This window comes from Streptomyces sp. H51 (assembly GCF_035656535.1).
Classification (GTDB): domain Bacteria; phylum Actinomycetota; class Actinomycetes; order Streptomycetales; family Streptomycetaceae; genus Streptomyces.
The window spans coordinates 357,019-382,395 of sequence record NZ_JAYMHD010000020.1 but is presented as its reverse complement, the minus strand read 5'-3'; the positions used below and the strand labels follow the sequence as shown (position 1 = coordinate 382,395).

The window sequence follows — 25,377 nt, the reverse complement described above, 5'->3', positions numbered from 1 at the left end:
GGCATGGGCCGTATGTTTCCCGCCGGGAGCGGCACCTTGGCCGTCCGTCACCTCAACGGGTGAGCCGGTGTGTCGGGACCTCCCGGCCGTCTCCGGCGGCGGGGGCGGGGGCGGGGACCACCGGGCAGGGCTCCGCGCCGGGCATCGGCTCGCCCAGCATCAGCGTCCGCACCACCCGCTCGGCGGCCCGGCCGTCGTCGAACTCGCAGAACCGCTCCCGGAACGCCGCCCGCCGCTTCGCCGACTCCTCGTCCCGCCAGCTGCCCGACGCCAGCAGCCACGCCAGCTCCCGGTAGGAGCGCGAGACATGGCCCGGCGGCTCGGCCGTGACGTCGAAGTAGACGCCCCGGCTCGCCGTGTACGCGCCCCAGTCGTCGGCGTGGACCACGATCGGCCGGTCCAGGTTGGCGTAGTCGAACATCAGCGCCGAGTAGTCGGTGACCAGCACGTCGGAGGCGAGCATCAGGTCCTCGACGTGCGGCTCGTCCGTCGCGTCCACCACCACGCCCCGCCGGTGCAGGTCGGCCAGGCCCAGGCCGCGCGCGATGCCCGCGGCGAGCGAGGGGTGCAGCCGGACCACGAGGGTGTGGCCGGGGCCGAGATCGGCGGCGAACCGGGCCAGGTCGATCCGGTCCGCGTGGCCGCCGCGCCGGTACTCCCGCCGGGTCGGGGCGTACAGCACGACCGTGTCGCCGTCGGGGATGCCGAGCCGCTCGCGGACCGCACGGCCGCGCCGCTCGGAGGGCTCCACCAGGACGTCGTTGCGCGGGCTGCCGGTCCGCAGCGAGGTGAAGTGACAGGGGTAGGCCCGCTCCCACGCCAGCTCGGAGTGGCGGTTGGCGACCAGGCTGTAGTCCCAGCGGTCGGCGCGGCGCAGCATCTGCGGCACGCTGAAACCGTGCCGGGCGCCGGGCTTGTCCAGCAGGTCGGCGCCCATGAACTTCAGCGGGGTGCCCAGGTGGGTGTGGATGTGGACGCTGCCGGGCCGCTTGACCAGGCTGCCCGGCCAGTTGACGTTGTTCACCCAGTAGGTGGCCCGCGCCATGACCGCGTGGTAGCGCGCCGACCCCGGCGTCACGTGCTCGATGCCCGGCGGCAGCGTGTGCACCGCGTCCTCCCGCACCACCCACACCCCGCGGATGTGCGGGGCCAGTTCGCGGGCCTTGGCGTGGATCGCCGCCGGGTCGCCGGACACCCCCCGGTGGTGGCCGGAGGAGTAGACGGCCAGGTGCGGGTCGAGGGGGAGCCTCGACCCGGCCCCGTACAGCACCCGCTGGGAGCGCACCGAGAGGGTGCGCGTCGTGCGCCGGGCCGCCTTCCCCGCGAGGGCGCGCGCCCCGCGCACGCCCCGCAGCGCCGCGTACGCCGGGTAGGGCGACGACGCCAGCAACCGCATCTCGGTGCCGCGCGGGCCGTCCGGCGGGGTGAAGCCCGCCGGGAGGTGACGGCGGTGGAAGGACCGGATCTCGCGGTGGAAGGCGGCGCGCTGACCGGGCGTCACCCGGTCCTCGCAGGCCAGCACGTACAGCATGTGGTCCAGCGCCCGTTCGAACAGCAGCGGCCGCGCCCAGGCCAGGTCCGCGCGCTCCTCCAGGAACGCGAACAGACCCTCGTACTGCGCGAAGATGTCGAAGTGGCGGCGCCCCGGCGTCTTGGTGATCGCGCCCTGCCGGCGCTGCCGGTACTCGACGCCGATCCGGTTCAGGCAGGCGATGCGGTCCGCGAGGACCATCGACCGGTAGGTGACCGGCGCGTCCTCGTACAGGCCGGGCGCGTACCGCAGCCCGTGCCCCTGGAAGAAGGAGCGCCGGTAGGCCTTGTTCCAGGCCACCAGGAACAGGCGCACGTACTCGGGGCTCTCGCGCAGGCTGAAGGTGTCCGGTCCCGCGGCCTGGAGCAGGGCGGCGGAGTCGCTGCGCCCGCCGCGCCCCCACCAGTGCGTGCGGACGTGGTCGAAGACCAGGATGTCGGGGTCGCCGGCCGACTCCAGCCGGGCGGCGACGGCGGCCAGCAGGCCCGGCGTGTAGGCGTCGTCGCTGTCCAGGAAGAGGACGTAGTCGCCGCCCGCCCGCTCCAGGCCGGCGTTGCGGGCCCGGCCGAGACCGACGTTCTCCGGCAGGTGCAGCGCCCGCACCCGCGGGTCGCGCGCGGCGTACTCGTCGAGGATCGCGCCGCAGCCGTCGGGCGAGCGGTCGTCGACGGCGACCACCTCGAAGTCGCCGTACGACTGCCCGAGCACCGAGTCGAGGCACTCGCGCAGGTAGCCCTGCACCTTGAAGACGGGGACGATGATGCTGAAGCGGGGCACGGCTGACGTCAGCTCCTTACGAGGGGGGAGGCGGCCGGGGCCGGGACGCGCTCCGCGAGCGGGAGAACGGGCGGGATCGACTCGGGCGGCTCGCCGAGCAGCACCCGGCGCACGACCCGTTCGGCGGCGCGCCCGTCGTCGAACTGGCAGAACCGCTCCCGGAAGGCGGCCCGCGCCGCGGCGGCCTCCGGCCCCGCCCAGGAACCGTCGGCGAAGACCCGCGCCAGCTCCCCGGGCGTGCGGGCCACCGCGCCCGGCGGGCTCTCCATCAGGTCGAAGTAGACGCCGCGGGTCTCCCGGTAGACGTCCCAGTCGTCCGCGTAGACCACGATCGGCCGGTCCAGGTTGGCGTAGTCGAACATGATCGACGAGTAGTCGGTGATCAGCGCGTCGGCGGCCAGGCACACGTCCTCGGAGGAGCGGTGCGAGGACACGTCAATGATGCGGCTGACGCGGCCTTCCCTGCCGCCCCGGCCGGCGTCCGGACGGCCGCCGCGGTCGTAGAAGTAGTGGGCGCGCAGCAGCACGACGACGTTCTCGCCGGCCGCCTCGCAGAACGCCTCCAGGTCCAGGCCCGTCTCGAAGCCGGTGCGGTAGTCGCGGTGGGTGGGCGCGTACAGGACGGCCGTGCTGCCCTCCGGCACGCCCAGCTCCCGGCGCACGCGCGCCACGTCGTCCGCCGTCGCCGTGCAGTAGACGTCGTTGCGCGGATAGCCGTACTCCAGGGTCTCGTGCGCGCCGGGGAAGGCCCGCTCCCACATCTCGGTGGAGTGGCGGTTGGAGGTGAGGTTGTAGTCCCAGCGGTCCACCCGGGCCAGCAGCCTGGCGAAGCTGCCGGTCGCCGCCGCGACCACGGGGTACGCCACCTGGTCGACGCCCATCTTCTTCAGCGGGGTGCCGTGCTGGGTCTGCACGTGCACGCTGCCGGGCCGTTTGACGACGGCGTCCGCGAAGTTGGCGTTGTTGACGAGGTAGGTGGCGCGGGCCAGCACCTCCCAGTACCGGCGGCTGCCGATCACCGCGTACTCGACGTCCGCCGGCATGGTGTGCGCCTGGTCCGCCTCCACCAGCCACACCCCGCGGATGTGCGGGGCCAGTTGGCGCGCCTTGGCGTGGATCGCCGCCGGGCTGCACGCGTAACCGCGGCCCCAGTAGGCGCAGTACACCGCCAGGTGGGGGTCCAGAGGGCGGCGCAGGGCGCGCGCGTAGCGCAGGCGGGTGCGCAGCCCCTTCGGGCGCGGCAGGCGCTCCCGCGCCACGGCCGCCGCCCGGTTGACGGAGCGCAGGGTGCGGAAGGCCGTGTACGCCCCCGCCGCGAGCAGCCGGTGCTGCACGCCGACGCTGCCGCCCGGCGGGCGGAATCCGGCCGGGCGGTGGCGCCGGTAGAGCCTGCTCGCCCGCCGGAAGAAGGCCCGGCGTCTGGCCGGCAGTCGCCCGGGATGCGCGGCGGTCTTCAGGACCGCGGCGAAGAGCTGCGCGAACAGGGGCCCCGACCGCTCGGCCGGCAGGCCCAGTTCGGCGGCCCGGGTGAGCACCAGGTCGGTCTGGTCGAGGAGTTCGAAGTGGTGCTCGCCCGGCCGGGCCGACCGGCTGCCCTGCCGCCGCACCAGGTGCCGCACCACGACCCGGCGCAGCACCGCGATCCGCTCGGCGTGCAGCGCGACCAGCCCGCAGAAACCCACGTCGGTGAAGTGACCGCCCGGGAAGCGGAGTTCGCGTTCGAGGAGGAAGCCGCGGCGGTGGGCGGCGCTCCACGCCGGCAGTCGCACCCCGGTCAGCTGCGGCACCTGGCCGGGAGCGAAGGCGCCGTCCGGCACCGTCCGCGGCCACAGCAGCGCGGCCGGGTTGGTGGGCTCGCCCTCCCACCACGGGGCCCGCTCGTGCTCGAAGTACAGCACGTCCACGTCACCGGTGTCCGCCAGCCGGGCGTCGAGCGCCGTCAGCGCGCCCGGTACGAGGGTGTCGTCGCCGTCGAGGAACAGCACGTACGCGCCGGTCGCCGCCCGCATGCCGGTGTTGCGCGCCCCGGCCAGGCCGGCCGACGGGGGCGAGTGCACCGGGACCACCCGGGAGTCCCGCGCGGCGTACCGGGCGGCGACGTCCGCCGCGGGCGAGCCGGGGGCGTCGCAGACCGGGATCAGCTCGACGTCGCCGAAGGGCTGCGCGAGGACCGAGTCCAGCGCCTGGGACAGCCGGCCCGCCACACCGTGGGACGGGACGATGATGCTGAAGCGGGGCATTCTGATCTTCCTGTCGATGTTCTGCACGGGCTCGGGCGCCTCGGGCGGCGCGGCCTCGCCCCGGACGCCCGGCGGGACGTCGGCTGGGCGGCCTGCTCGGGGTGGGCCGCGACGGACTGGAGGGCATGCGAACTTCCCGGAGTGACAACGGCGTTCAGAGGCTGTCGGTGACGGTCAGCGGGCCGGCCGGTTGCGGCACCGTGGTCTGCGGGGCGCGCGCGGGGGCCGCCGCCGACGGTACCGGGCGGCGCTCGGCGAGCGGCACGACCGGCGGCAGGTCCGCCCCGCGCTCACCCAGCACCACGTGCCGGACCACGCGCTCGGCGGCGCGCCCGTCGTCGTACGGGCAGAAGCGCTCCCGGAAGGCCGAGCGCAGCCGCGCCGAGCGGGCGTCGTGCCAGCGTCCGGCGGCGAAGATCTCGATCAGCTCGTCCTCGCCGCGGACGACCGGGCCCGGCGGGGCGTCACGCAGGTCGAAGTAGGCGCCGCTGGACGCCTCGAACGCCTCCCAGTCCGCGGCGTGGACCACGATCGGCCGGTCCAGGCCGGCGTAGTCGAACATGATCGACGAGTAGTCGGTGACCAGGGCGTCCGAGGCGAGACAGACGTCCTCGACGCTCGGGTGGCCGGTGACGTCGATGATCCGCGCGTCCCGCGGCAGGGGGCCGGTGTGCCGGGGGTGGGCGCGCAGCAGGACGACGAACCGCGGCCCGAGCCGGCGCGCGACGCGCTCCACGTCCAGGGCCGGCCGCTGGGTGCGCCGGTGGTCGCGGCAGGTGGGCGCGTACAGGACCGCCACCGCGTCCCCGGGGATGCCGAACAGCTCGCGCAGCCGTGCCACGTCCGCCGGGGTCGCGCGCTGGAAGACGTCGTTGCGCGGGGCGCCGTACTCCAGTGTGGTGTAGGCGCCCGGGAAGACGCGTTCGAAGGTCAGGGTGGAGTGGCGGTTGGCGGACAGCACGTAGTCCCAGGTGTCGACGGTCCGCAGCAGGGCGGCGAAGTCCGTGTCGCGGGCGGCCGCCGGGAGCTCCTGGAGGTCGAGGCCCCGGTGCCTGAGCGGGGTGCCGTGCCCGGCCCGCACCAGGATCTGGCCGGGGCGTTTGACCAGGCGCCGGTCGAGGCCGGCGTCGTCGACGAGGTACTTGGAGCGGGCGAGCGCCGTGAAGTACGCGGCCGTGTCCGGGCCGACCCGCGGGTCCGCGCCGGGGGCGGGGCGCCGGTGCCCGGGGCGGGCGACCCACGTGGTGCGGATGTGCGGCGCCAGGGTGCGGAACGCCTCCTCCAGCGCGCCCGTGTCGCAGCCGTGGCCGCGGCCGACGGAGGTGGAGAAGACGGCACGGTCGGCGCGCAGCGGCAGGCACCGCTGGAGGCGGTAGTGCAGCCGGAGGACGCCCGCGCGCACCGACCTGAGCAGGCGCGCGGCGAGCTTGCCGGTCCTGCGGTGCGCCGCGGACGCCAGCCGCAGGGCGCGGTAGGTGCGGTGCAGGCCCCAGCGGACCAGGGCGTGGCGCAGCGGGACCGGGCCGCGGGGGCCGCCGGGAACCCCGTAACGGCGGTAGTGGGCGCGGGCCTTGCGCAGGAACTCGGCGCGGGCCTCGCGCGGCAGCCGGTCGCGCCGGGAGAACACCACGATCAGGTGGTCGACCATGCGGCGGAACAACACCGGCCGCCAGCAGGCCAGTTCGGGCCGCCGTTCGAGGTAGGCGAAGACGCGGTCGTACTGCTCGAAGACGTCGAAGTGCCGGCGGCTGGTGGTGCCGAGGATGTTGCCCCGGCGGCGCTGCCGGTAGTGGACGCACACCCGGTCGAGCGTGGCGAGCGACTCGGCCGCCATCAGCGCCGGGAACGTCCACGGGGTGTCCTCGTAGTAGCCGGGCGGGAAGGCGAGCGCCTCGCGCTCGACGAACTCCCGCTTGTACGCCTTGTTCCAGGCGACCATCAGCAGGCGCAGCAGGCCCGGCCGGTCCGCCAGCCGGAAGGGTGCCGGGCCCTGCTCGGTGAGCTGGGCGGCGGCCTGGTTGCGGACGGTCTCACCGGTCCAGAAGGTGCGCGCGTAGTCGTAGACCAGCACGTCCGGGTCGCCCGTCTCCTCCAGCCGGTCGGCGATCGCCCGCAGCGCGTCCGGGGCGAGGGTGTCGTCGCCGTCCAGGAACACCACGTAGTCGCCGGCCGCCCGCGCCAGCCCCGCGTTGCGGGCGGGGCCGAGTCCCCCGTTCTCGGGCAGGTGCACGGGGCACACGCGCGGGTCGCGCCGCGCGAACTCGTCGATGATCTCGCCGCAGGCGTCCGGCGAGCGGTCGTCCACCGCGATCACCTCGAGATCGGGGTACGACTGGGTCAGCACCGATTCCAGGCATGCGTGCAGGTACGCCTGAACCTCGTACGCGGGGACGATGACACTGAACCTGGGCAAGGCACATCCAAGTTGGCTCGGCGCGGGGGGTTCTGCCCAGGAACGGCCGATGGAGTGACCTGGTTACGGTTTGTACGGCAAACGGGGGATGCCAGGTGAACGAGCGGGGGCGGGGCCGTGACGGCCCCGCCCCCTCGGGCGTTGTTCACGGAGTCACTTGACGGCGCCGGCCATCACGCCGGAGACGAACTGCCGCTGGAAGGCGAAGAACACGGCCAGCGGGATCACCATCGAGATGAACGCGCCGGGCGCCAGCACGTCGACGTTGTTGCCGAACTGCCGCACCTGGGTCTGCAGGGCGACCGTGATGGGCTGGGTGCCCGCCTTGGTGAACACCAGGGCGACCAGCATGTCGTTCCACACCCACAGGAACTGGAAGATGCCCAGGCTCGCGATCGCGGGCCCGCCGAGCGGCATCACCACGCGGGCGAACAGGCGCAGTTCGCCCGCCCCGTCGAGCCGGGCCGCCTCCAGCAGCTCCCGCGGGATCTCCGCGAAGAAGTTCCGCAGCAGGAACACCGCGAACGGCAGGCCGAAGCCCACGTGGAACAGGATCACCCCGAGGATCGTCCCGAACAGGCCGATGTTGCCGAAGAGTTCGGCGATCGGGATCAGCGCCACCTGCACCGGCACCACCAGCAGGCCGACCACGCCCAGGAACCACCAGTCGCGGCCCGGGAACTCCATCCACGCGAAGGCGTAGCCCGCGAGGGCGCCGATGACGACGACCAGGACCGTCGCCGGGACGGTGATCCAGACCGTGTTCAGCAGCGCGTCGGTGATGTCGCTGTTGTCGAGCAGTTTCTGGTAGCTGTCGAAGGTGATCTGCGAGGGCTCGCTGAACACGTTCCACCAGCCGTTCGCCGCCATGTCCTCGGGGGAGCGCAGCGACGACAGCAGCAGACCGATCGTCGGGACCAGCCAGAACAGGGCCACGACCAGGAGGAAGGCGCGCAGCACGCCGCCGCTGACCGCGCCCGCGAGCCGCGAGCCGAGCGACTCGCGCGCGTCGGCGGGCCGGACCGGCCCGGTGGGCGCCACCTCGGGGAGACTTCCGGCCTCCGCGGTCATCGCCGCACCTCCCGTCGCAGCCTGCGGACGTTGAACAGCATCACCGGGATGACGAGCAGCAGCAGGAACACCGAGATCGCGCTGGCGATGCCGGGCTGGTCCTCGGAGAAGCCCTTCCGGTACAGCTCCAGGGCCAGCACGTTGGCGTCGTCCTGGGAGCTGTTCGGGGCGATGATGAAGATCAGGTCGAAGATCTTCAGTACGTTGATCATCAGGGTGACGACGACGACCGCGAGGACCGGCGCCAGCAGCGGCACGGTGATCCGGCGGAACACCTGCCACTCGCCCGCGCCGTCGACGCGGGCCGCCTCCAGCAGTTCACGCGGGATGCCCGCGAGCCCGGCCGCGATCAGGACCATCGCGAAGCCCGCCCACATCCACACGTAACTGCCGATGATCGCCGGTGTGACCAGCGACGGGCCGAGCCAGTCCAGGCCGTTGTACGGCTCCTGGAAGTTGGACGCGGGCAGCCGCAGGTGCGCCCCGTCGGCCTTCGCGGGCAGCGTGAAGGTGCCGTCGTCCGCGGCCTTCGCCGTCGCCACGACCTTGCCGTCCCTGACGGCCTCGATCCTCATGCCGGGATAGCCCAGCTCGGCGGCGTCGACGGCGCCGAGCTCGCCGACGCCCTTGCCGCGGGTGAAGTCCTGCCAGGTGGTGCCGGTGATCTTCCCCGGGGCGGGCTTCGCCCGTACGGCGTTCTTCGCGCTGCCCGGCATCTGGTCGGGGGCGACGCCGACCAGCGGGAGGGCGACCCAATCGCCGGTGCGGACGGCCGCCTTGGTGACGAAGCCGCCGCCCTGGGGGGTCAGCGGCGACTCGCGGCCCGGGTGCGCCTTCGGGAACGCGGACGACTCGGCGAAGGTGTCGTGCACCCCGACCCACACCGCGTTCGCCACGCCCTTGTCGGGGTCCTGGTCGTAGACCAGGCGGAAGATGATGCCGGCCGCCAGCATCGAGATCGCCATCGGCATGAAGACGACCAGCTTGAACGCCGTGCCCCAGCGCACCCGTTCGGTGAGCACCGCGAAGACCAGGCCGAGCGCGGTCGCCACGGCGGGCGCGAACACCACCCAGACGATGTTGTTCTTCAGGGCGGTGCGGATGCCGTCGTCGGTGAACAGGGCCCGGTAGTTGTCGAATCCGGCGAAGCCGTCGCCGGAGGCGTTGTAGAAGCTGCGGACGACGGAGTACCCGATCGGGTAGACCACGAGCGCGCCGAGCAGCACCAGGGCGGGCAGCAGGAAGAGCGCTGCCACCGTCCTGCGGGTGCCGGTCACACTCTTGCGCGGACGGGGAGCGGAGGGTGTCGCCGTGTTCTCGGCGACACCCTCCGCGGCGGCCGGCGTCATCGCCGGCTCCACCCCACTGTGACGTCTCCGGTCATCGCCCGGTCAGCCTCCGTACGCCTTCGCCGCGTCCGCCTCGAGCTTCGCCTGCGCGCCCGCCACGTCCTTGGGGTTCTTCAGGAAGTCCTGGAGGTCCTTCCACTCGCCCTTGCCGGGCGTGCCGCCGAAGGACTGCGGGGCCTGGTCGGACATGTCGAAGCGGAAGTCGTCGCCGGCCGCGACGAGCGCCTTGGCGATCTTCTGCTGGACCGGGTTCGGATACGCCGAGTTCGGCACGTTCTTGTTCGGCGAGAGGTAGCCGCCCAGCTTGGCCTGGATGGTCGCCGCGTCGGGCGAGGCCAGGAAGGTGACCAGGGCCTGCGCGGCCTTGGAGTCCTTCAGGATCACGGCCGCGTCGCCGCCGGAGACCACCGGCGGGGTGTCACCGACCGCCGGGAACGGGAACACCTTCGCATCGGTGCCGACCTGCGCCTTGGTCTCCTGGATGTTGACCTGCACGAAGTCGCCCTCGTAGACCATGGACGCCTTGGGCTGGGTGCCGCCGGTGAAGGTCTGCGTGACGGAGGCGGGGAACTCCGTCTGCAGCGCACCGGAGCTGCCGCCCGCCACGTAGTCCTTCTTGCCCCAGATCTGGGCGAGCGTGGTCAGGGCCTCCTTCACGGAGGGGTCCGTCCACTTGATCTTGTGCTGGGCGAGCTGGTCGTACTTCTCCGGGCCCGCCTGGGAGAGGTAGACGTTCTCGAACCAGTCGGTCAGCGGCCAGCCGTCCGCGCCGGCGACGGAGAACGGCGTCACGCCGGAGTCGTAGACGGTCTGCGCGGTGCTCAGCAGTTCCTTCCACGTCTTCGGCTCGGAGGCGCCCGCGTTCTCGAAGACCTTGGCGTTGTACCAGATCAGCGACTTGTTGGCGGCCTTGTAGTAGGCGCCGTACTGCTTGCCGTCGACCTTGCCGATGTCCTGCCAGCCCTGGGCGTAGTTCTTCTTCAGCTCCGCGACGGCCTCGGCGCCGAGGGGCTTGGCCCAGCCCTTGTCGACGGCCTGCTTGATGGCGCCCGGCTGCGGCAGCAGCGCGACGTCCGGCGGCTGCCCGCCCGCGATCTTCGAGCCGAGGAAGTTGATGATCGGGTCTTGCGCGGGCACGAAGGTGACCTTGGCGCCCGTGCGCCTCTCGAATTCGGCCAGGACCTTCTTGAAGTTCTTCTGCTCGCCGCCGGTCCAGACGGCGGCGACCTCCAGGCTCGCGCCGTTCAGCTTCGGGAGGGTGACGGTGGAGCCCGTCTCCTTGCCGCCGCCTGTGTCGTCCTTGCCCTTGTCGTTGTCGTCGCCGCCGCAGGCGGTGAGCGACAGTGTGAGCGCCCCTAAGAGGAGCGCGGCGGCCGTCCTCGTGGCCCTGCCTGACCGGTTCCTGCTCGTGCTGTGCATTCACTGCCCCGTTCTTCGATCTTCGTCGAACGACCGAGCGCTGTCCCGTCCGTCTGGTCTACGCCCGTGCGCAGGGGGCGGCAAGAGCGCCTCCCGTGTCAACCGGCGATTCGTGACCGCGTCGTGACCGGGAGTGGGGGCGGGGCGTGGGGGCGGGGCGGATGGGTGTGCGGGCGGGGCGCGGGCGGGGCGCGGGACGGCGTGGCCGCGCCCGGCGGGCGCGCCGCGGGCCGGGCGGGCGTCGGGCGGGGTGCGGCGGGCGTTGGGCGGTGTGCGGACGTACGGAACGGCTGCGGACGTACGGAACGGGTGCGGGCCGTGTCGCCCCGCTCGCCGCCACTGAGCGTCCCGGCCGGCCGTCGTCCCGATCGACGGCCGGAACGGCGTGGCCGCGCCGACGGGCGCGCCGAGGGCCCGGGCGGGTCCGGACGCGGGCCCGACGGGCGCGCCGAGGGCGGGGCGGGTGTCGGGCGGGGGTGTGAACGGCCGTTGGGGTTACAGCAATGACGGGACGTGTGCTGCCGAGACCTCCCGGGCGGCCCTCTCCAGCGCGCTGGCCAGCAGGGCGAGGTCCGTCGGGCCGTTGCCCAGTTCCCGTACGGGGCGGCGGGCGGGCGGGTCGCCCATGCGCTGCCAGTCCAGGGGGACGACCGTCGGGCGCAGCGTCGCCGTGCGGGGTATGCGGCCCGTCACCCGGCCGCCCTGGAAGGCCGTGGCCGGCCGTTCGTCCGCCCAGGTCAGGCGGCCCCGCCCGGGAGCCGGCTGGTCCGGTCCCGCGCCGGGCGCGTCGAGCGTCACGCGCAGGGTGGCCCGGCGGACCGGTTCGGTCTCCGCGGTACGGCCGCCCGGCCCGGCCGCCGTCACCAGGTGCACGCCGAGCCGCTCGCCCTCCCGGGCCACCGCCTCCAGCGCCCGCATCACCGAACCGGCCGCCGGCCGGCCGGGTGAACCCAGCGCGGGGGACACGAGGGCGTCCAGGTCGTCGACGACCACGACCAGCCGGGGCAGCGGGGGCGGCGCGTCCTCCGCCCGCCGGCGGGCGGCCGCCGGGCGCAGCCGCAGGGTCGAGCTGGGCGGGGTGTCCAGGTCGGCGGCCCCGGCCCCGGACGGGCCGGCGGCCCGGCCGCCGGCCGCCAGGGCTGCCGCGCCGGGTGCCACCGCGGCGGCGCCGGGCGTCACCGCCGCGGTGCCGGGCGCGGCGGCGGGTGCGCCGCGGGTCACCGCCGCGCGCTGGGGGACGATCCGGCCCGCCGCGGCCCGCCCGGCGTGCCACTCCGCGAAGTCGCAGCGGCCCAGCAGTTCCGCCCGCCGCTTCAGCTCGGCGCTCAGGGACTGCGCGAACTCCCGCATCCGGACGGGGTCGTTGGCGGTGAGGTGGGTGGTGACGTGCGGGACGTCCGTGCAGACGCGCAGGCCCTCGCCGGTCCCGCCGGGCGCGCCCGCGCCGTCCCGCCCGTCTATCAGGACGATGCCCAGCCGGTCGGGGCGTTCGGCGGCGGCGAGCGAGGCCACCACGGCCCGCAGCAGTTCCGTGCGTCCGCTGCCCGCCGGTCCCTCGACCAGCAGGTGCGGCCCGTCCGCCGCGAGATCCGCGCAGACCGGCCCGCGCGGACCGGCGCCGAGCACGGCCCACGCCCGCCCGCCGAGCGAATCCGCGTCGTCCGCCGCGTCCGCCCAGCGCGCCATCAGCGACGCCGGGGTGGCCCGGGCCAGCCCCAGCTCGTCCAGCAGCCGGGCCGCCTGGGGCAGCGGCACGGACACCCGCGGGTGCCGTTCGGCCGGGGAACCGTCCGGCCGCAACGGCGCCAGCGCCCGCGCGAACCGCTCCGCCCAGGCGAGCGACACGGCGTCCACGGCGGCCGTCGTGCCGGGGCCCACGGGCCCCGCGTGCGGCGGGGCGGCCGCGACGGAGCGGCCCACGGCACCGGAGCCGGAGCCGGTACCGAGGCCGGGAGCGGGGCGGCCGGCGGCGGCCGGAGCGGTCCGGGCCACGCGCATCAGGCGCAGCGCCGTGGCCACGTCGCCGCTGAGCAGCGCGACCGCGCCGCAGTCCCGGAACGCCGGGGCCACCGCGCACGCCGCCTCGTAGGTCTCCGTGACCGGCGCCGCGGGCGGCGCGGACTCCGTCTCGGCGAGACACACGACGTGTATCCCGGCCGCCGGTCCCGCCAGGGCCAGCCGCGACACCGCCTCGCGCACGGCGCTGCTTCCGGGGTCGCCGTCCACGACCACCACGGTGTACGGCCCGGTGAAGCGGTCCGCCCCGTCCTCGTCGTCGTCCCGGGCCCAGGAGGGGCGCCGGGCGGCGGCGCGGGAGGCGGCGGGGAGCCCGGGGGCCGGGACACCCGGACGGGCGTCCGTCGACCGGTCCTCCAGGCGCCGGAGCAGTTCGTCGGTGCGCGCCGCGGCCTGGTCGTGGTCGTAGGCGAGCAGGAGACGGCAGTCCTGGCCGTGCGCGGGACGCGCATGGGGGAGCCAGCCGAGCCAGGACCACTCCGCGGCGCGCTCCTGCACGGGGCGGGAGCGGTCCGCGCTGATCAGGACGATCTCCAGCAGTTCGGGGGAGTGCAGCGCGGCGAGCTGGGCCACCACCGCGCGGGCCAGCCCGGACAGACGCGTGCGGGGGCCGGCCAGCCCCAGGGCGCCGGCCTCGCGCAGGTTCGCGGTCACCGGCACGGCGGGCAGCAGGCCGGAGCCGTCGGGCGCCAGCCGGTCGGCCGTGCCGAGCCGCACGGTCAGGGTCTCCGGGTGTCCCGGCCCGCGCTCCCACAGCCGAGGGCCGGGACCGAGCGCCGTCAGCAGCAGCGCCGCCGGGTCCGGCCAGGTCTCCGGCAGCCGGGAACCGCCGGCGGGCGGGGACGCCGCCGCGCCGGGGGCGTCCTGGGCGCCGTACGCCCCGTCGGCCGCCGCGGCCTGCTCGCCGCGCCCGCCGGCCAGCCGCCGGGCCCATGCCGTGAGCCCGCCGCGCCTGCGGGCGCCCTGGGCGGCCGTGCCGCCCCGCGCGCGTGCGCCGTCCTCCACCGAGCCGTGGTCCACCGAGCCGTGGGCCGCCGAGCCGTGGGCCGCCGAGCCGTAGCCCGTCGCGCCGTGGCCCATCGAGCCGTCGTCCGCCGAGCCGTAGCCCGTCGCGCCGTCGTCGGGGCCGCGACCGTGGGCGGCCGGCGCGGCGGGGTTCCGGGCGACCGCGCCCGGATGACCGGCATGGCCGGCGTGCGTGTCCCCGGCCATGTAGCGGGTCGGTCCGGACGGTGGCGGCGGCGGGCTGCTCTCGATCCGCGGCGCCCCGCCCTGCTCCGGCACCACCGGGGCGTGCCCCAGGGCGCCCGGCGCCTCCCGCGGGACCCCGGACGTGTCTCCGCCGTCCGCCACGCGCGCGTGGGACCCCGCCGGGGCCTGCCCGGCGGCGCCGTCCGGGTTCGAGCCGCCCGGCGCCGTCCGGTCCGCCCCGGAGGGCACCCGTATGTGGCCCTCCCCGTCCGGTGCGGTCACCAGCCGCTCCTGCGGCCGCGCGGCGGGGGCGACCCGCAGGGCCGACTCGCCGATCCGCAGCAGCCCGCCCGGGGTGAAGGGCACCGGGCGGGCGTCCACGCGGGAGCCGTCCAGGACCGTGCCGTTGGTGGAGCCGAGGTCGGCGACCGAGACGCGGCCGTCGGCGGCGACCGTGACCGCGCAGTGCAGCCGGGAGACGTCCGGGTCGTCGAGCGGGACGTCGGCGTCGGCGGAGCGGCCGATGCGGATCTCCCCGCCGTGCAGCAGGTGCACCCCGCCCGCGTCGGGCCCGGCGACCACGTGCAGCTGGGTCGGGGCGTCGGCCGGCTCCGGGTGCGGCCCGGGATCGGCCGGGGCGCCCAGGGACAGCACCGCGCCGTCGGTCAGCGGGGGCTCGCCGAGGGTGCTGCGGCGGTCGTCGAGGCGCTCCGCGCCCGCGTACAGCACGGGGGCGCCGCCGGACGCGGCCGCGCTCCCGTCGCCGGAGACCGCCGAGGCCAGCGCCGACGCGACCGCGGCCAGGGCCGTGCCGGCGGGCGCCGTGACCAGTACGTCGCGGCTCGCGGTGCGGCCCCGGGCCCGGTCGGGCGGGCCCAGCGGGTCAACGACGGTCAGCCGGATCTGCATCGCCGTCAGCGGTCCCTTCTGCGCGGGCGCGGACTTCCCCCCACCCCGCACGAGCACATCGGCCAGTACTGCAGGCATCCTCGCACCTGTGGCCGACAACACGCCCGCCGCCGGAGGGCAAGTGATCTTGATTGGTCGGCTCTGCCCGCAAAAGTGCCTGACAGCCGCCCTCCCGATGGCCGCTTGAGATCGGTCACGACCGTTTCCGGCAACCGAGGGACCGGGTCGAGCGTCTTTCCTTCGCACAGGCGCGGGAATCTCGTACGCGAGACGCTTGGGCGACGACAGCCGGTGGCGCCCTCCGCGCCATTACAGTGGGTCGGAACGTAAGCAAGCAGCAGGGAGCCCATGACGTGCGGCCGGTAGGGAGCAAGTACCTGCTCGAGGAACCGCTCGGACGCGGCGCCACGGGCACCGTCTGGCGAGCCCGCCAGCGCGAGACCGCGGGGGCCGAGGCCGCCGTGCCGGGCCAGCCCGGCGAGACGGTCGCCATCAAGGTCCTCAAGGAGGAGCTGGCGAGCGACCCGGACATCGTGATGCGCTTCCTCAGGGAGCGCTCCGTCCTGCTGCGCCTGACCCACCCGAACATCGTCCGGGTCCGCGACCTGGTCGTCGAGGGCGACCTGCTGGCGCTGGTCATGGACCTCGTCGACGGCCCCGACCTGCACCGCTACCTGCGCGAGAACGGTCCCCTCACCCCCGTGGGCGCCGCCCTGCTCACCGCCCAGATCGCCGACGCGCTCGCCGCCAGCCACGCGGACGGAGTGGTCCACCGCGACCTCAAGCCCGCCAACGTCCTGCTGGCGCAGGGCGGCGGCCAGATGCACCCGATGCTGACCGACTTCGGCATCGCGCGCCTCGCCGACTCCCCGGGCCTGACCCGCACCCACGAGTTCGTCGGCACGCCCGCGTACATCGCGCCGGAGTCCGCCGAGGGCCGCCCGCAGACCTCCGCCGTCGACGTCTACGGCGCCGGCATCCTGCTGTACGAGCTGGTCACCGGGCGCCCGCCGTTCGCCGGCGCCACCGCCCTGGAGGTGCTGCACCAGCACCTCAGCGCCGAACCGCGCCGCCCCTCCACGGTCCCCGACCCGCTGTGGACGGTCATCGAGCGCTGCCTGCGCAAGAATCCCGACGAACGGCCCGGCGCCGAGAACCTCGCCCGCGGCCTGCGCGTCGTCGCCGAGGGCGTCGGCGTCCACGCGAGCAGCGCCCAGATCGCCGCCGCGGACGCCGTCGGGAGCCTGCTGGTCCCCGACTCCTCCCCGGCCGCCGTCCCCGGCTCGGCGGACGCGACGCAGGTGCTGCAGCACGGCGCGGGCGCCTTCGACCCGAACGCCGCGACCAGCGTCCTGCCGCACACCGGCGCCCCCGGCCCGGCGGGCGCCGCGGACCCCACCGCGGTGCTGCCGCAGACCGGCGCCGCCGACCCCACGGCCGTCCTGCCGCCGGTACCGCAGGGGCAGCCGGACCGGTCGTCCGGCGACCCGGAGCAGCCGCACCCCTGGCAGAGTCAGCTGCGAGCCGCCCGCGACCGCAACGAGCAGACCCAGGTGCAGTACCTCGACCCCGGCGAGGATCCGCTGCGCCGCCGCCCGCAGCGCCAGGTCGCGCGCCCGCAGCAGCAGCCGCAGCCCCAGCAGCGCCCGCAGCAGCGGGCCCCGCAGTCCGGCGCGGGCTACGGCTACCCGCACCAGCCGCAGCAGTACGCCGGCCCGCCGCAGCAGTACGCCGCCCCGCCGCAGCACCAGCAGCAGCCGCAGCGGTACGCGCCGGAGCCGCAGCGGCCCGCCCGTGAGCCCCGTGAGCCCCGGCAGCCGCGGCAGCGCAGCGCCAACCCGATGAAGATCCCCGGCCTCGGCTGCCTGAAGGGGTGCCTGTTCACCATCGTCATCCTGTTCGTGGCGAGCTGGCTGATCTGGGAACTGAGCCCGCTGCAGGACTGGATCGGTACCGGCAAGGGCTACTTCGCGCAGCTCAAGGACTGGTTCGACACCGTTTCCGGGTGGATCGGCGACCTGGGGAGCTCGACCTCGGGCAACGGCGCCTGACACCCCGGGCGCACGGCGCCGGTCCGGGATGCGCCGGACCGGGGTCGGCCCGTGGCGGGGTGCGCTCGTCCGGTGGAGTCGTTCCGGGATGAGTCGTTCCGGGATGAGTCGTTCCGGGGAGTGCCGGTCCGGGGAGTGCCGGGCCGAGGACGCGTCGGACTGGGGATTTGTCGACTTCTGGCGGGTGATTTCCGTCTCCGCGGTGAAGGCCGGCTCCCCGGACGCGTAGTTTTGGCGACAACACGCGTCGGTAGGAGCAGTCTTGGCACGGAAGATCGGCAGCCGGTACACCGCCAACCAGATCCTGGGACGGGGCAGCGCCGGCACGGTGTGGCTGGGCGAGGGGCCGGACGGTCCCGTCGCCGTCAAGCTGCTGCGCGAGGACCTCGCCTCCGACCAGGAGCTGGTCGGACGCTTCGTGCAGGAGCGCACCGCGCTGCTCGGTCTGGAGGACCCCCACATCGTCTCGGTCCGCGACCTGGTCGTGGACGGCAACGACCTCGCGCTCGTCATGGACCTGGTCCGCGGCACCGACCTGCGCACCCGCCTCGACCGCGACCGGCGGCTCGCGCCGGAGGCGGCGGTCGCGATCGTCGCCGACGTCGCCGACGGGCTCGCCGCGGCGCACGCGGCCGGCGTCGTGCACCGGGACGTGAAGCCGGAGAACGTGCTCCTCGACATGCAGGGCCCGCTGGGCCCGGGAGGCGCCCACCCCGCGCTGCTGACCGACTTCGGAGTGGCGAAGCTCATCGACTCCCCCCGCCGGACCCGCGCGACGAAGATCATCGGCACTCCGGACTACCTGGCGCCGGAGATCGTGGAGGGCCTGCCCCCGCGGGCGGCCGTCGACATCTACGCCCTCGCCACGGTCCTGTACGAGCTGCTGGCGGGCTTCACGCCGTTCGGCGGCGGTCACCCCGGCGCGGTGCTGCGCCGCCACGTCACGGAGACGGTGGCCCCGCTGCCCGGCATCCCGGACGAGCTGTGGCAGCTGATCGTGCAGTGCCTGGCCAAGGCGCCCGCCTCGCGGCTGCGCGCCTCGGAGCTCGGCACCCGGCTGCGCGAGCTGCTGCCGATGCTCGCGGGGATGCCACCGCTGGACGTGGACGAGCCGGACGTGGAACCCGCCCCGGAGGACGACCCGCCGCCGGAGCCGGTGTCCGCGGCAGGGAAGCGCCGCGGCGCGGTGCCGCTGGTCCCGGGCTCCAGGCCGGCCGACTCCAACCGGGACACGCACACCTCGATGCGCGTGCCGGCGCCGGACGAGCTGGCCGGCGGCGCCCGCGGCACGGCCCGGGTGCCCAGGGCCGCCGGGGCGCCGCGTCCCGGCTCGGCGAGGCACCGGGCGATCGCCCGGCGGCGCCGGATCGCCCTCGGGGCGGCGGCCCTGGTCCTGGCCGCGGCGGCCGGGGTCGGCACCTGGCTGGCCACGTCCGGCGACGACGCGGGCGCCGCCCCGCGCGACCCGGGGACCTCGGCGCCGGCCGCCCCGTGACCGGCGGGGTTCGGGTGCGCCGTGGTCACCGGCGTTCCCCGGTTGGCGGAGCCGTTACGCTGGAGGCGTGGCAGTCGTCGATGTATCCGAAGAGCTAAAGTCCCTCTCCTCGACCATGGAGTCGATCGAGGCCGTTCTGGACCTCGACAGGCTGAGGGCAGACATCGCCGTGCTCGAGGAGCAGGCGGCCGCGCCGTCCCTGTGGGACAACCCGGACGAGGCGCAGAAGATCACCAGCAAGCTGAGCCATCTCCAGGCCGAGGTCAGGAAGGCCGAAGCGCTGCGCGGGCGGATCGACGATCTCTCGGTGCTCTTCGAGATGGCCGAGGAGGAGGACGACCCGGACACCCGCGCCGAGGCCGAGTCCGAGCTCGCCGCCGTCAAGAAGGCGCTGGACGAGATGGAGGTCCGCACCCTGCTCAGCGGGGAGTACGACGCCCGTGAGGCGCTCGTGAACATCCGCGCCGAGGCCGGCGGCGTCGACGCCGCCGACTTCGCCGAGAAGCTCCAGCGGATGTACCTGCGCTGGGCCGAGCGCCACGGCTACAAGACCGAGGTCTACGAGACGTCGTACGCCGAGGAGGCCGGCATCAAGTCGACCACCTTCGCCGTGCAGGTGCCGTACGCCTACGGCACGCTCTCCGTGGAGCAGGGCACGCACCGGCTGGTGCGCATCTCGCCCTTCGACAACCAGGGCCGCCGCCAGACCTCCTTCGCGGGCGTCGAGGTGCTCCCGGTGGTCGAGCAGACCGACCACATCGAGATCGACGAGTCCGAGCTGCGCGTGGACGTCTACCGCTCCTCCGGTCCCGGCGGCCAGGGCGTGAACACCACCGACTCCGCGGTGCGCCTCACCCACCTCCCCACCGGCATCGTCGTCTCCTGCCAGAACGAGCGGTCGCAGATCCAGAACAAGGCCACCGCGATGAACGTCCTCCAGGCCAAGCTGCTCGAGCGGCGCCGCCAGGAGGAGCAGGCCAGGATGGACGCCCTCAAGGGCGACGGCGGCAACAGCTGGGGCAACCAGATGCGGTCGTACGTGCTGCACCCGTACCAGATGGTCAAGGACCTGCGCACCGAGTGCGAGGTCGGCAACCCCGAGGCCGTCTTCAACGGCGAGATCGACGGGTTCCTGGAGGCCGGGATTCGCTGGCGCAAGCAGCAGGAGAAGTAACCGCGAACAGCTTTGTCGACTTGGCAACTGCCGCCCTCCGGGCGGCAGTTGCCTTTTGTGTGGGCGCTGTGTCTGGGGCTTACGTCACACTCACAGACTCCAACTCCCGGCAAAGAAGGCCGAATTCAGACATTGCGCGCGCAACGGCCTTGACGTTGCTGTGAAAAGTGGGAAGGGTGAAGCCTTGGCATGCGTATCTCTGGGGCGCATGTGAACCGGGGGGTTTCTTCCGTACGGCCGTCCCCGTCGATCACGGCCCCCGAGCGCCGCCTCACTGACGATGAGCTACTGGGGGTAGCAACCACATGACCAACAAGATGCGCGTCCGCGTCGCGCGGATCGCCGCGGGTGCCGTGATCGCCGCCGGCGCCTCGCTGACCGCCGCGGGCGTCGCAGCCGCCGACGACTGCGATCTCCTCGACATCTGCGTCACGCCGTCGCCGACCCCGAGCGACCCGGCGCCGACCCAGACCACGCTGCCGACCGACCAGCCCACGGCGACCGACGAGCCGACCGACCCCACGGAGGAGCCCACCGAGCCCACCGAGGAGCCGACCGACGAGCCGACCGCGCAGCCCACCGACCCGGGCAACGGCGGTGGCAACGGGAACGGCAACGGCAACGGCAACGGCAACGGGAACGGGAACAACGGGGGCGGCAACAGCAACACCGACCCCGACGGTGGTTCCGGCACCTCCGCGCAGGAGGGGGGCACCTCCGCCCTCACCGACACCGGCACGGACACCTCGTCCGGCACGGCGGCCCAGGGCAGCGGTGACGAACTCGCCGAGACCGGCGCCGGCCAGACCGTCTTCCTGGTGATCGGCGCCGCCACGATGATCGCCGGCGGTGTCGGCTTCCGCGTCCTGCCGCGCCTGGTGGGCGGCCGCGGCGGCGCCGCGGCCTGACGCGGGACCGGCGGCGGTCGCCCGCGCACGGAGCGTGCGCGGACCGTGGGCGCCGCCGCGTCGCACGAACATCGCGGCACATAGCAGGTCAAGGGGCCCGGAGCGTGTCACACGCTCCGGGCCCCTGCCATGTCTGTGTTCCGGGTCCCGACCGCCGGGCCGTGGTTCGCCGCGCCACGGTTCGCCGCGCCGAGCGGACTGCCGCGCTACGCGGTCTGGTGCGCCAGCAGCGCCACGGCGGCGATCAGCACCGCGAGCAGCGCGATCAGCGCCATGGGGTTCAGCCCCGCGAAGAAGTTCTCCTGCTGCAGCCGCTCGCGGTTCGCACGGCACACGGGGCACCGGCCCTCGCTCACGGGCGCCGCGCAGTTCGCGCACACCAGCCGGTCGTACGTCATGCGCTCGCCCTCCTTGCCCGACGGTTCCACCGGGTGAACGCCCGAAGGTCGCCGGACGTTCCCCCCTCCACTGTGCCAGGTTCGCCCCGGCGGTGCCCGGGGTCGTCCGTCCCGGGGTGGGTGAGGCTCGTCTCGCCGGAGCGGGCGGACGTCTGCCCGGCGCCCCGTCCCGCCTCCTCGCGGCCTCCCCGGAGCCTTCCCCGCACGGCACAAAACAGCACATCCACTACGCAACCGCCACCGGTGCCTGCGCTCACGCGCCCGACTCGCGTATGGTCACGCTCATCTACCCCCGGCGACCCGTGGTGCATCCGTGATCCGATTCGACAATGTCTCCAAGGTCTACCCCAAGCAGAGCCGTCCTGCACTCAGGGATGTGTCCCTGGAAGTGGAGAAGGGCGAGTTCGTCTTCCTCGTGGGGTCCTCCGGCTCCGGAAAGTCCACCTTCCTGCGGCTGATCCTCCGCGAGGAGCGGGCCAGCCACGGGCAGGTGCACGTCCTGGGCAAGGACCTCGCCCGCCTGTCCAACTGGAAGGTGCCGCACATGCGCCGCCAACTGGGCACCGTATTCCAGGACTTCCGGCTCCTGCCGAACAAGACGGTGGCGGAGAACGTCGCCTTCGCGCAGGAGGTCATCGGCAAGTCGCGCGGCGAGATCCGCAAGTCCGTGCCGCAGGTCCTCGACCTGGTCGGCCTCGGCGGCAAGGAGGACCGCAGGCCCGGCGAGCTGTCCGGCGGTGAGCAGCAGCGCGTTGCCATCGCCCGGGCGTTCGTCAACCGGCCCAAGCTGCTCATCGCCGACGAGCCCACCGGCAACCTCGACCCGCAGACCTCCGTCGGCATCATGAAGCTGCTCGACCGGATCAACCGCACCGGCACGACCGTCGTGATGGCAACGCACGACCAGAACATCGTGGACCAGATGCGCAAGCGCGTCATCGAGCTGGAGAAGGGCCGCCTCGTCCGCGACCAGGCCCGCGGCGTCTACGGCTACCAGCACTGACCGCGTCCCGACCCGTCCACGGAAAGGCTTGATCCGACGCCATGCGCGCCCAGTTCGTCCTGTCGGAGATCGGTGTCGGTCTCCGACGCAACCTGACGATGACCTTCGCGGTCGTCGTCTCCGTCGCCCTGTCCCTGGCCCTCTTCGGCGGCTCGCTGCTGATGAGCGACCAGGTGAACACCATGAAGGGCTACTGGTACGACAAGGTCAACGTCTCGATCTTCCTCTGCAACAAGAGCGACGCCGAGTCGGACCCCAACTGCGCCAAGGGCGCGGTGACCGAGGACCAGAAGAAGCAGATCATGGCCGACCTCGACAAGATGTCGGTCGTCGAGAAGGTCACGTACGAGTCGCAGGACGAGGCGTACAAGCACTACAAGGAGCAGTTCGGCGACTCCCCGCTGGCCAGCTCCCTCACGCCGGACCAGATGCAGGAGTCGTACCGCATCAAGCTGAAGGACCCGCAGAAGTACAAGGTCGTCGCGACCGCCTTCGACGGGCGCGACGGCGTGCAGTCGGTGCAGGACCAGAAGGGTCTCCTGGAGAACCTCTTCGGGCTGCTCAACGGCATGAACTGGGCGGCGCGGGCGGTGATGGCGCTGATGCTCGTGGTGGCGCTGATGCTGATCGTCAACACCGTGCGGGTGTCCGCGTTCAGCCGACGGCGTGAAACCGGCATCATGCGCCTGGTCGGCGCCTCGGGCTTCTACATCCAGGCGCCGTTCATCGCGGAGGCCGCGGTCGCCGGACTGATCGGCGGCACGGTCGCCTGCGGATTCCTGCTGATCGCCCGCTACTTCATCATCGACCACGGGCTGGCCCTGTCGCAGAAGCTGAACCTGATCAACTTCATCGGCTGGGACGCCGTCCTCACGAAGCTGCCCCTCATCCTCGCCACCAGCCTGCTGATGCCCGCACTGGCCGCCTTCTTCGCGTTGCGCAAGTACCTCAAGGTGTGACGCACGCCAAGAGGGCCGCGCGGTCAACGGGCCGTGCGGCCCTCTTGTGTTGTCCTAGACTCACCGGCATGTCAGGCCGTGACCTGTTCTGCCAGCCCCGCCGCGTCCGCCGCGGGGCCGCCCTGACATTGGTCTTCGCGAGCGTGCTGGTGGCCGGCGCGGCGACCGGCTCCCTCCCCGGACCCGACCGGAAATCCTCCCCGGACGCGGCCCGTCCGGCCGTCCCCCTCAGCCATCACGAGGACGTCGCGGAGGCCGCCCGGCAGGCCATGGCGGACGGCAAGTCCCCCATGGAGGCCGCCGAGCACGCCGTCAGCCGCAGCGGGGACCGCTGGGGGGCCGTGTACTCCCAGGGCGACTACGAGGAGTTCGAGCAGGCCCTCGACGGCCGCTACACCGGCGTCGGGCTGTGGGCCCGGCGCGAGCGGGACGGCCGCGTCGAGGTGACCCGGGTCCGGCCGGGCTCGCCCGCGGCCGCCGCCGGCATCCGCAAGGGCGACCGGCTGCGCAGCGTCGACGGGCGCAAGGTGGACGGCCTGCCGGTCACCGAGGTCGTCGCCCTGCTGCGCGGCGACGCCACCGACGCGCCCGCCGGCACGACGGTCACGCTCGGCCTGCAGCGGGGCACGCGCGCGTGGTACGAGACGGTGCGGCGCGCCAGCCTGTCCACGGACTCCGTCACCGTCCACCGGCTCGCCGGCGGCGTGACCGTCCTGCGGGTCGACGCCTTCACCAGGGGTTCCGGCGACGCCGTCCGCACCGCGGTCCGGCAGGCCCCGGCCGACGCCGGCGTCATCCTCGACCTGCGCGGCAACTCCGGCGGCCTGGTCTCCGAGGCCGTCACCGCCGCCTCCGCCTTCCTCGACGGCGGCCTGGTCGCCACCTACGACGTGGACGGCGACCAGCGCGCCCTGCACGCCGATCCGGGCGGCGACACCACCAGGCCCCTGGTCGCGCTTGTCGACGGCGGCACGATGAGCGCGGCCGAACTGGTCACGGGCGCCCTGCAGGACCGCGGCCGCGCGGTCGTCGTGGGCTCCCGCACCTTCGGCAAGGGCTCGGTGCAGATGCCGAGCCGGCTGCCCGGCGGCTCCGTCGCCGAGCTGACCGTCGGGCACTACCGCACCCCCTCCGGGCGCGGGGTGGACGGCCGGGGCATCACGCCCGACCTGGAGGTCGGGCCTGGCGACCGGCAGGTCCTGGAGCGGGCCGAGACGGTGCTGAGCGGCCTGGGCGACGCGGACTAGCGGCCTGGGCGACGGGGACCAGCGGCCTGGGCGTCGGGGACCAGCGGCCTGGGCGACGCGGATTAAGGACTGGCCCGGACACCCCCGCGCAGTGCGAAAATGGGCGGCACTATGGCTAAGGAAAAAGGGCGCAAGCTGATCGCGCAGAACAAGAAGGCGCGGCACGACTACCACATCCTCGACACCTACGAGGCCGGTCTCGTGCTCACCGGGACCGAGGTGAAGTCGCTGCGCCAGGGACGGGCCTCGCTGGTGGACGGCTTCGTCCAGCTCGACGGGAACGAGGCGTGGCTGTACAACGTGCACGTGCCGGAGTACAGCCAGGGCACCTGGACCAACCACGCCGCCCGCCGCAAGCGGAAGCTGCTCCTGCACCGCGAGGAGATCGCCAAGCTGGAGTCGAAGTCCCAGGAGACGGGCCACACGATCGTGCCGCTCGCCCTCTACTTCAAGGACGGCCGGGCCAAGGTCGAGATCGCGCTGGCGAGGGGCAAGAAGGAGTACGACAAGCGCCAGACGCTGCGCGAGAAGCAGGACCGGCGCGAGGCGGAGCGGGCGATGTCCGCGGTGCGGCGCAAGCAGCGGGCGTGATCCCGCGGCGGCGCGGTCTCCGGTCCCGCCGCCGCGTGGTCCCGCCGCCGCGTGGTCCCGTGACCGCCGGGAATATGCTGGCACGAGGGTGCGTTGGTCACGTACGATGGCATCAGCACCGGCCGAGGCCGGGGTGAGCATTGAAAAATCAACATGGGGATGATCGGTTTCGACAGCGGCTGTCGAAGCAGGGGAAGCGTGTCGAGGAAGCGGCCATGATCTCGTAAACCACAGGCCGAAAAAAATAATCGCCAACACCAAGCGCGATTCCTCCCAGCAGGCCTTCGCCCTCGCTGCCTGATCTCAGGTAGCGAAGCGAGCCTCCTACAAAGGGAGTGTCAGCCCGGGGCTGTTCCCGACCCGGATCCTGGCATCAGCTAGGGGACTAAACCTTGATCCCGGTCACGGGGTGAAGAGGGAAACCAAACAGTGACTGAGCCCGTCGGAGACTTGTCCGCGTGATCTCCGGGGCCGAGAAAAGCGAAGCGGACTGCACACGGAGAAGCCCTGATTCCGCACCGTTGGACGCGGGTTCGATTCCCGCCATCTCCACGATGACGACAGGCGACGTGTGCCCGCGGACAGCGCGGGCCGCGTCGCCTTCGTCGTTTCCGCGCGGCCGCGCCGCGCAGGGC

Annotated in this window: 16 protein-coding genes and 1 other RNA gene; 9 read left to right on the top strand and 8 right to left on the bottom strand. The window is 73.8% G+C overall.

Features of this window, described 5'->3' with window-relative positions:
* Window positions 1–52 precede the first annotated feature (52 nt).
* From VKA29_RS06310 to VKA29_RS06280, 7 genes are all read right to left on the bottom strand, one after another.
* Window positions 53–2,308, bottom strand: coding sequence for a bifunctional glycosyltransferase family 2 protein/CDP-glycerol:glycerophosphate glycerophosphotransferase (locus VKA29_RS06310; RefSeq protein ID WP_324784175.1), 2,256 nt, complete (start codon window positions 2,306–2,308; stop codon window positions 53–55).
* A gap of 8 nt (window positions 2,309–2,316) precedes the next feature.
* A complete protein-coding gene (locus VKA29_RS06305; RefSeq protein WP_324784174.1) occupies window positions 2,317–4,548 on the bottom strand; it encodes a bifunctional glycosyltransferase family 2 protein/CDP-glycerol:glycerophosphate glycerophosphotransferase in 2,232 nt (743 codons plus the stop codon).
* 154 nt (window positions 4,549–4,702) lie between these two features.
* On the bottom strand, window positions 4,703–6,961 hold the full coding sequence (locus tag VKA29_RS06300) for a bifunctional glycosyltransferase family 2 protein/CDP-glycerol:glycerophosphate glycerophosphotransferase (RefSeq protein ID WP_324784173.1): 2,259 nt from the start codon (window positions 6,959–6,961) through the stop codon (window positions 4,703–4,705).
* A gap of 153 nt (window positions 6,962–7,114) precedes the next feature.
* Entirely contained in the window at window positions 7,115–8,032 is a 918-nt protein-coding gene (locus VKA29_RS06295) for a carbohydrate ABC transporter permease (protein WP_324784172.1), read from the bottom strand.
* Window positions 8,029–9,381, bottom strand: coding sequence for a sugar ABC transporter permease (locus VKA29_RS06290; RefSeq protein ID WP_324784171.1), 1,353 nt, complete (start codon window positions 9,379–9,381; stop codon window positions 8,029–8,031). The genes VKA29_RS06295 and VKA29_RS06290 overlap by 4 nt, the downstream gene beginning before the upstream one ends.
* A 42-nt stretch (window positions 9,382–9,423) precedes the next feature.
* Window positions 9,424–10,800 (bottom strand): ABC transporter substrate-binding protein, encoded by a 1,377-nt coding sequence (locus tag VKA29_RS06285; RefSeq protein ID WP_324784170.1) that lies wholly within the window; start codon window positions 10,798–10,800, stop codon window positions 9,424–9,426.
* Between the two features lie 495 nt (window positions 10,801–11,295).
* A complete protein-coding gene (locus VKA29_RS06280) occupies window positions 11,296–14,916 on the bottom strand; it encodes an FHA domain-containing protein (RefSeq protein ID WP_324784221.1) in 3,621 nt (1,206 codons plus the stop codon).
* A gap of 353 nt (window positions 14,917–15,269) precedes the next feature.
* On the opposite strand from VKA29_RS06280, the gene VKA29_RS06275 reads away from it, so the two are divergent.
* From VKA29_RS06275 to VKA29_RS06260, 4 genes are all read left to right on the top strand, one after another.
* Window positions 15,270–16,967 carry a serine/threonine-protein kinase gene (locus VKA29_RS06275; RefSeq protein WP_324784169.1) on the top strand — a complete coding sequence of 566 codons (1,698 nt, stop codon included), beginning with the start codon at window positions 15,270–15,272 and terminating at the stop codon, window positions 16,965–16,967.
* Between the two features lie 262 nt (window positions 16,968–17,229).
* Window positions 17,230–18,462 (top strand): serine/threonine-protein kinase, encoded by a 1,233-nt coding sequence (locus VKA29_RS06270; RefSeq protein WP_324784168.1) that lies wholly within the window; start codon window positions 17,230–17,232, stop codon window positions 18,460–18,462.
* A 67-nt stretch (window positions 18,463–18,529) separates the two neighbouring features.
* Window positions 18,530–19,636 (top strand): peptide chain release factor 2, encoded by a 1,107-nt coding sequence (prfB, locus tag VKA29_RS06265; RefSeq protein ID WP_324784167.1) that lies wholly within the window; start codon window positions 18,530–18,532, stop codon window positions 19,634–19,636.
* A 305-nt stretch (window positions 19,637–19,941) separates the two neighbouring features.
* Window positions 19,942–20,544 (top strand): hypothetical protein, encoded by a 603-nt coding sequence (locus VKA29_RS06260; RefSeq protein ID WP_324784166.1) that lies wholly within the window; start codon window positions 19,942–19,944, stop codon window positions 20,542–20,544.
* Between the two features lie 206 nt (window positions 20,545–20,750).
* On the opposite strand, the gene VKA29_RS06255 is transcribed toward VKA29_RS06260, so the two are convergent.
* Window positions 20,751–20,942 (bottom strand): hypothetical protein, encoded by a 192-nt coding sequence (locus tag VKA29_RS06255; RefSeq protein WP_016438128.1) that lies wholly within the window; start codon window positions 20,940–20,942, stop codon window positions 20,751–20,753.
* Window positions 20,943–21,255: 313 nt separating this feature from the next.
* On the opposite strand from VKA29_RS06255, the gene ftsE reads away from it, so the two are divergent.
* From ftsE to ssrA, 5 genes are all read left to right on the top strand, one after another.
* Window positions 21,256–21,945: a cell division ATP-binding protein FtsE gene (gene ftsE, locus VKA29_RS06250; protein WP_324784165.1), complete on the top strand. Its 690-nt coding sequence runs from the start codon at window positions 21,256–21,258 to the stop codon at window positions 21,943–21,945.
* 41 nt (window positions 21,946–21,986) lie between these two features.
* The gene (gene ftsX / locus VKA29_RS06245; protein ID WP_324784164.1) at window positions 21,987–22,904 is read left to right on the top strand and encodes a permease-like cell division protein FtsX; all 918 of its coding nucleotides are present in this window, start codon (window positions 21,987–21,989) and stop codon (window positions 22,902–22,904) included.
* A gap of 68 nt (window positions 22,905–22,972) precedes the next feature.
* On the top strand, window positions 22,973–24,151 hold the full coding sequence (locus VKA29_RS06240) for a S41 family peptidase (protein ID WP_324784163.1): 1,179 nt from the start codon (window positions 22,973–22,975) through the stop codon (window positions 24,149–24,151).
* A 111-nt stretch (window positions 24,152–24,262) separates the two neighbouring features.
* Window positions 24,263–24,742, top strand: a complete 480-nt coding sequence (gene smpB / locus VKA29_RS06235; RefSeq protein WP_324784162.1) for an SsrA-binding protein SmpB — start codon at window positions 24,263–24,265, stop codon at window positions 24,740–24,742.
* A gap of 155 nt (window positions 24,743–24,897) precedes the next feature.
* Window positions 24,898–25,297, top strand: a transfer-messenger RNA (tmRNA) gene (gene ssrA / locus VKA29_RS06230).
* Window positions 25,298–25,377 lie beyond the last annotated feature (80 nt).